We start from the raw sequence: 6,221 nt of genomic DNA, 5'->3' as shown, positions 1-6,221 counted from the left end.
CGCTCTCGCGCCACCGCGCCACACGCACCCGCCATTGCTCCTCTCGCTCCTTGTTCCCCATCACCATCTCCATCTCCAAAAGTCGGAGTCTGGGCAAACCGATTAAGGTTTTGAAGATGGGCGGGCTGGACGCTTACGAAGGAATAAGAAAAAAAGAGAAAGAAAAAGAAGGAAAAACAGGAAAACAGGAAAGGAGAAAAGAGTGTTTGCCACAGTGACCCAATTAGATATCAGTACCCTCACCGAGCTGATAACTTACCTGCCATCAAATGATGATCCGCAAGATCCGCAGCATTCGCAAGATATATCCGGGCTGATCGCCACCGCCGTGCGGTTTTGGCTGGATGAAAACAAGCGCCGTGCCGCCGCCATTGCCACGGCCGCGGACGGCGCCGCCGCCTCGGACCCGGTGCGCGGCTATCAATGGAAATTGCTGTTCCTGCCGGAAGGCACGTATTTGCGGACGCTGTCATATGGCGAGCACCAGACCGCGGTCGTCGTCGGCAACCAGATCCTCCATTGCGGCCGTCCGGTCACGCCGAATCAGTTCGCCGGCTCGTTCACGTCGACCATGCGCAACGCCTGGATCGATATCATGGTGCGGTTTCCCGGAGAAAAAAACTGGACCATCGCCAGCAAACTGCGACGCAATTTACGGCAGACTGAACAACGCGCGCTCGCGATGCTGGCACGGTCCGACGCGGGGCCGCTGACCGCTTCCGCTGACGCCGCCACTTCCGCTTCCGCTTCGCCAACCGGCGGCGCAAGTGGTGGCATCGCTGCCCGCCCTTCGGAGCCCGACAAGAACTGGACGCTGCCCGAGCGGCGCAAATTTCGCTTCCGCCTGGAAGACGTAGCGTTCGAATTAGTGCCGCAACGGTGGTGGCGCAGTCTGGCCGTGGCCCATGGCGACATGCGCGCGCCGGTGGCCGCAAACCGCCGAAAACCGCCGCCAACCTCAGGCCGGCGGCTCCGCCTCGACCCGGTTGCGGCCCGAACGCTTGGCGCCGTACAGCGCCCGGTCGGCGGCGCCGATCAAGTCGGCGATCGCGTACACGGTCTGGGCGGCCTGGGTCGCGATGCCGATGCTGACGCTGACGTGGCCGCCGGCGCAGCGGCTGTGCGCGTGCGCGATCGCCAGCTCCAGCACGCGCAAGCGCATCGCCTCGGCCATCGGCCCGGCCTGCCCGCTGTCGGTCTCCGGCAAGATCATCGCGAACTCCTCGCCGCCGTAGCGCGCCATCAAGTCGCAGGGCCGCTTGAGCATGCCCGACAGCGCGGCCGCCACCTGGATCAGGCACTGGTCGCCCTGCTGGTGGCCGTAGTGGTCGTTATACGCCTTGAAATAATCGATATCGATCATCAGCAAGGTCAGCGCGGCGCCGCTGCGCTTGGCACGGCGCCACTCCTTTTCCATGGCGACGTCGAAGTGGCGCCGGTTGGCGATGCCGGTCAAACCGTCGGTGTAAGTCTGCGAGCGCAGCACCATGGCCTGGTCGCGCAGCAGTTTGTCGCGCGCGACGGCGAGGCTGACGTCGTTGATCTGGATCAGGCAGTGGTGCGCCGCGCCGGCGATGGCGATCGGCGTGACCTCGATCGCCTGCTGCATCCGTTCGCCGTCCACGTGTTGAACTTCCTGCGCCGGCGGCACCTGCGCCACCTTCGTCGCCGCGCCCCTGGCGTACAGGGGGAAGGGCGCCTTGTTGAGCGATTGCGACAGCAGCGACGGGAAATGGTTGTGCAGCGCCTGGTGGACGGCGGCCTCGACCCGGCCGCCGCGCAGTTCCGGATACAGCGCGAACAAGTCCTGGCCCAGCGCGGCGGCGTCGTTCCGGCCGCTGTGCTTGCTCATCCAGCTGTTCCACAGCACGACGCGGCGCTGCCCGTCGAGCACGATGGCGCCCAGGTTGACGGCGCACAGCACGCTGTGCAGCAGGCTCAGGCGGAATGCGGCCGTGCCGCTCCCGTCCGTGGTGTCCGTGGTGCCGTCCATGGCGTCCATGGCGCTCAGGCCTGGCCCATCGCGCGCGCGATGTAGCGGTTGATCTGCTCTTTCAAGTCGTGCAGCGCCGAAATGTCGAGGATGAAGGCGACGTAGCCGTGGATCTGGTGTTTTTCCAAAATAAAATCGATGTGCAGCATCAGCACGATGGTGTCGGCCAGGCTGCCGCTGGCGGTGAGGATGTCGTCGCTGGTGCCGACGTGGTAGACCGGCAGCGAACCCTGCAACTCATGCTGGAAGATATTGGCCAGCGTGCCGACGCAGGCGTTGAGGATGATGTTGCCGATCTCGCACATGGCCTCCTGCTCCATCTCCGTCAGCTCTTGCAGGGGCACGGCCTCGCCCACCATCAGGCGCACGATCTCCAGGCTTTTATCCTCAGGGAACATGAGGATGGCCTCGGTCTCGAAGGCGCCCTCGTAATGCTGGCTGACGCCGCAGATGCGCTGCTGCTGTTGCTGCTCGGGCAGGCCCAGCAGCACGGCGGCGGCGGCGCGGTGCATGAAGCGGATGGCCGGCACCGACATCGTCACCTCTTCGCGGACGATGGCGCTCATGGCGGCGGCGGCCTGGCCGACGCCGATGTTGAAGATTTCGATGAGGGCGTCATTTTCCAGCGCGTTCAGCTCGAACATGGCGGTCCTTCCAGCACGGCCAGCAACTGGGCGATGCGCTCGGCCGTGATCGGCTTTTCCATGAAGCCGATGCCGAGCTCGGCCGCCCGTTCGCGCGTGGCGCGCTGCACATTGGCCGTCAGCAGCGCGATCTTCAGCGCCGGCGCCAGGCGGCGCAGCTGCTCGGCGGCGGCGATGCCGCCCATGCCGGGCATGTTGACATCCATCAGCACCAAGTCCGGCCCGGCCACGCCGTCCTCGGTGGCCGCCGCGATCCGCGCCAGCGCCTCCTCGCCGCTGCCGGCCTCGTCGACGACCCAGTCGGCGTGCCGGCCCAGGATGTACTGGCGCGCCATCAGACGCGACACCCGGCTGTCGTCGACGATCAGGATGGTGGTGGGAGGCATGGGCGATCCTGCGGGCGGTGGTGGTGCTGCATTTTCGCACACTTGACGGGGGCCCGGCCGGCGGCGCGCCGCGATGCTGCCAGCGGACAACAGCCGGCCCGCGCTGTTGTTGTCACGGCGCAATTTTCGATGCGAAGCGCGGCCGCGCGCGGGCGATCCGCTATAAAATAGCGGCCATCACGCGCGCGCCGCAAGACGGCGGCGCCACCCATCCACCCATGACCCACCCATAGACGATAGCCCGACCATGACATCCGCCGCCACGCCCGCCACGCCTACCCCGACCACCGCCGCCGCCCCGACCCAGGACCAACTGAAACAGGCCGTCGCCCGCGCCGCCATCGCCTACGTCGTCGACGGCCAGATCATCGGCGTCGGCACCGGCTCGACGGCCAACTTCTTCATCGACGAACTGGCCAAGATCAAGCACCGCATCGCCGGCGCGGTGGCGTCGTCCGAAGCGACGGCGGCGCGGCTGGCCGGCCACGGCATCGCCGTGCACGACCTCAACGACGTCACCGACATCGCCGTCTACATCGACGGCGCCGACGAAATCACGGCCGCCGGCGCCATGATCAAGGGCGGCGGCGCGGCGCTGACGCGCGAAAAAATCGTCGCCTCGGTGGCGAAACAATTTGTTTGCATCGCCGACGGCTCCAAGCTGGTCGACGTGCTGGGCACGTTCCCGCTGCCGGTCGAAGTGCTGCCGATGGCGCGCGCGGCCGTGATGCGCCGGCTCGTCGCGCTGGGCGGCCAGCCCACGCTGCGCCAGCGCGCCGACGGCGCCGCCTTCCTCACCGATAACGGCGGCATGATCATCGACGTCGCCGGCCTGGCGATCACCGACCCGGCGGCGCTGGAACGGGAGATCGGCGAGATCGTCGGCGTGATCGCCGTCGGCCTGTTCGCGCGGCGCGGCGCCGACGTCTGCCTGCTGGGCGGCAGCGACGGCGTGCGCACGCTGACGTTCTAAAATTACCGCAGCCCGCGACCCCGACGCCACGCCGCGGGTCGCAGCGCTATCACGCACCACTTCCACTTACGAGCAAAGTCCACCATGAAGTCATCGCAAGTCCTGCTGTTGTCCGCCAGCGTGCTGTTGAGCGCCTGCTCGATGTTCCACTCCCCGTTCGGCCACGGCGAAAAAGTCGCCGTGGCGCGGCCGGCGCCGCAGCGCACCACGGCCAGCGACGGCAGCCCGCTGGCCACGCTCGACGGCGTCGAAATCGAAAAAGTGCAATTCCGCTCCGGCATCTCCTCGGCCACGGTGGGCAACCTGGCCAAGCTGCGCGGCTGCACCAGCAGTGTCGGCGCCGGCCTGGTGTCGCAGCAGGGGCCGGTCGAAGTCTACCGCATGGCCTGCGACAACGGCCAGGTCTACCTGGCCAAGTGCGAGCTGCGCCAGTGCAAGGCGATGTGAGCCCGAGCTAAAACAGCGGACGTAAAAACGCGCACGTAAAAAAGCGGCGCGCGCCAGAGCGGCGCGCGCCGCCCATGGCGCGGCGGTGCGGGGCGCGGCCTTGCGGCCAGCTCCGTCTTAATCGGCCGGCGGCACGTAGCCCATGGCGGCGTCGGCGCCGTCGCCGAAGAAGTGCTTTTCCATTTGCGTGGCCAGATACTTGCGCGCGCGCTGGTCGGCCAGGTTCAAGCGGTTTTCGTTGACCAGCATGGTCTGGTGCTTGAGCCACGCGGCCCACGCCTCTTTCGAGACCTGCTCGTAAATCTTCTTGCCCAATTCGCCGGGATACGGCGGCAGGTCCAGCCCTTCGGCTTCTTTATTGAGTTTGATGCAGTGGATAGTGCGGGCCATCGGGTGCTCCTAAAGCGGTGTCGGAAGACGTGATTATAAAGACTTCACGAGAACCTGTGACTTGCGCTGCCAGTTATACATGCGCTGGCGGTCTTTCGGCAGCGCGTCGACGGTGGCCGGCACGAAGCCGCGCTTCTGGAACCAGTGCGAGGTGCGCGTGGTGAGCACGAACAGCTTGGTCAGGCCGATGGCGCGTGCGCGGTTTTCCATGTGCTTCAAAATACGCTCGCCGTCGCCCTGCGCCTGGACCTCGGGGTTGACGGTCAGACAAGCCATCTCCGCCATCTTTTGCTCGGGGAAGGGGTAGAGCGCGGCGCAGCCGAAGATCACGCCATCGTGCTCGATGACGGAGAAGTAATCGATCTCGCGTTCGATCAGTTCGCGGCCGCGCTTGACCAGGGTGCCGTCGGCCTCGAGCGGCTCGATCAGCTTGATGATGCCGCCGACGTCCTCGATGGTGGCCTGGCGCAGGCTTTCCAGGTTTTCATGGCTGATCATGGTGCCCACGCCATCGTGGGTGAACAGTTCGAGCAGGGCCGAGCCGTCGGTGGCGAAGGGCACGATGTGGGCCCGCGGCACGCCGCTGTTGCAGGCCTTGATCGCGTGCTCCAGGTAAAACGCGGTGTCGGCCGGCAGGAAGTCGGCCAGCAGCACGGCCTCGGCCTGGTGCGACGACAGCTCGCGGATCTCGCTGCCGGCGGCGTCGGCCATCATCGGCGTCTCGCTGATGAAGACCAGCTTGTCGGCGTGCAGCGCGATGGCGGCCGCCACGGCCACGTCTTCCATGGTCAGGTTGAAGGCTTCGCCGGTCGGCGAAAAGCCCAGCGGCGACAGCAGCACCAGGCCGCCGGCGCCGAGGATGGAATGGATGGTCTCGGCGTCGATCTTGCGGGTGATGCCGGTCAGCTCCAGGTCGACGCCGTCGATCACGCCGAGCGGGCGGGCCGTGACGAAATTGCCGGAGATGATGCGGATCGCCGCGTGCGCCATCGGCGTGTTCGGCAAGCCCTGGCTGAAGGCGGCCTCGATGTCGAGCCGCAGCTCGCCGGCGGCCTCCTTGGCGCATTCGAGGGCGGCGATGTCGGTGATGCGCACGCCGTTGGTGAAGCGGCCCTCGACATTGCGCAGCGCCAGCTGTTCGGCCACCTGCGGGCGCGAGCCGTGCACCACGACCACCTTGATGCCCAGCGCGTGCAGCAGCGACAAATCCTGCGCCAGCACCGGCAGCGCGCCGGCCGTCACGAGTTCACCGGGGAAGGCGACCACGAAGGTCTTGCCACGGAAGGCGTGGATGTAGGGCGCGACGGAGCGCAGCCATTGGACGAATTCGATAGGGTTTTCCATTAGCCGCATTATAATTGGCTGCGCGACCTGCGCGCCAAATACAG

Annotated in this window: 9 protein-coding genes; 3 read left to right on the top strand and 6 right to left on the bottom strand. The window is 66.4% G+C overall.

Going from position 1 to position 6,221, the window contains the following annotated elements:
* Positions 1-218: hypothetical protein (locus tag Q0S71_RS21865; protein ID WP_296000410.1), on the top strand; the 218-nt coding region annotated here is incomplete at its 5' end.
* Between the two features lie 325 nt (positions 219-543).
* Here the strand turns inward: Q0S71_RS21865 and Q0S71_RS21860 are convergent.
* The 4 genes from Q0S71_RS21860 to Q0S71_RS21845 form a co-directional block, all read right to left on the bottom strand.
* A complete protein-coding gene (locus Q0S71_RS21860) occupies positions 544-777 on the bottom strand; it encodes a hypothetical protein (RefSeq protein WP_296000408.1) in 234 nt (77 codons plus the stop codon).
* Positions 778-958: 181 nt separating this feature from the next.
* On the bottom strand, positions 959-2,002 hold the full coding sequence (locus Q0S71_RS21855) for a diguanylate cyclase (RefSeq protein WP_367185330.1): 1,044 nt from the start codon (positions 2,000-2,002) through the stop codon (positions 959-961).
* A 5-nt stretch (positions 2,003-2,007) separates the two neighbouring features.
* On the bottom strand, positions 2,008-2,637 hold the full coding sequence (locus Q0S71_RS21850) for a chemotaxis protein CheC (protein WP_296000406.1): 630 nt from the start codon (positions 2,635-2,637) through the stop codon (positions 2,008-2,010).
* Entirely contained in the window at positions 2,625-3,023 is a 399-nt protein-coding gene (locus Q0S71_RS21845; protein WP_296000404.1) for a response regulator, read from the bottom strand. Before Q0S71_RS21845 ends, Q0S71_RS21850 begins: the two co-directional genes overlap by 13 nt.
* Before the next feature lie 247 nt (positions 3,024-3,270).
* Between Q0S71_RS21845 and rpiA the strand changes: the two genes are divergently transcribed.
* Both rpiA and Q0S71_RS21835 read left to right on the top strand, forming a co-directional pair.
* A complete protein-coding gene (rpiA, locus tag Q0S71_RS21840; protein ID WP_296000403.1) occupies positions 3,271-3,996 on the top strand; it encodes a ribose-5-phosphate isomerase RpiA in 726 nt (241 codons plus the stop codon).
* Between the two features lie 84 nt (positions 3,997-4,080).
* Complete coding sequence (locus Q0S71_RS21835) at positions 4,081-4,443, top strand: hypothetical protein (protein WP_296000401.1); 363 nt, start codon at positions 4,081-4,083, stop codon at positions 4,441-4,443.
* A gap of 117 nt (positions 4,444-4,560) precedes the next feature.
* On the opposite strand, the gene Q0S71_RS21830 is transcribed toward Q0S71_RS21835, so the two are convergent.
* Both Q0S71_RS21830 and argA read right to left on the bottom strand, forming a co-directional pair.
* Positions 4,561-4,833, bottom strand: coding sequence for an oxidative damage protection protein (locus tag Q0S71_RS21830; protein ID WP_296000399.1), 273 nt, complete (start codon positions 4,831-4,833; stop codon positions 4,561-4,563).
* A gap of 33 nt (positions 4,834-4,866) precedes the next feature.
* Complete coding sequence (argA, locus tag Q0S71_RS21825) at positions 4,867-6,177, bottom strand: amino-acid N-acetyltransferase (RefSeq protein WP_296000396.1); 1,311 nt, start codon at positions 6,175-6,177, stop codon at positions 4,867-4,869.
* Between the last annotated feature and the right edge of the window lie 44 nt (positions 6,178-6,221).

Origin of the sequence: Rugamonas sp., from assembly GCF_025354735.1 — a bacterium.
GTDB lineage: Bacteria > Pseudomonadota > Gammaproteobacteria > Burkholderiales > Burkholderiaceae_D > Rugamonas.
This window is presented reverse-complemented; position numbering and strand designations above follow the sequence as displayed.

What these genes read in the sequence shown, in the direction of transcription:
- Q0S71_RS21830 (WP_296000399.1), bottom strand. Translation starts at nt 4,833, where the DNA reads ATGGCCCGCACTATCCACTGCATCAAACTCAATAAAGAAGCCGAAGGG.
- Q0S71_RS21845 (WP_296000404.1), bottom strand. Translation starts at nt 3,023, where the DNA reads ATGCCTCCCACCACCATCCTGATCGTCGACGACAGCCGGGTGTCGCGT.
- Q0S71_RS21835 (WP_296000401.1), top strand. Translation starts at nt 4,081, where the DNA reads ATGAAGTCATCGCAAGTCCTGCTGTTGTCCGCCAGCGTGCTGTTGAGC.
- Q0S71_RS21860 (WP_296000408.1), bottom strand. Translation starts at nt 777, where the DNA reads ATGCCACCACTTGCGCCGCCGGTTGGCGAAGCGGAAGCGGAAGTGGCG.
- Q0S71_RS21855 (WP_367185330.1), bottom strand. Translation starts at nt 2,002, where the DNA reads ATGGACGCCATGGACGGCACCACGGACACCACGGACGGGAGCGGCACG.
- rpiA (WP_296000403.1), top strand. Translation starts at nt 3,271, where the DNA reads ATGACATCCGCCGCCACGCCCGCCACGCCTACCCCGACCACCGCCGCC.
- Q0S71_RS21850 (WP_296000406.1), bottom strand. Translation starts at nt 2,637, where the DNA reads ATGTTCGAGCTGAACGCGCTGGAAAATGACGCCCTCATCGAAATCTTC.
- argA (WP_296000396.1), bottom strand. Translation starts at nt 6,177, where the DNA reads ATGGAAAACCCTATCGAATTCGTCCAATGGCTGCGCTCCGTCGCGCCC.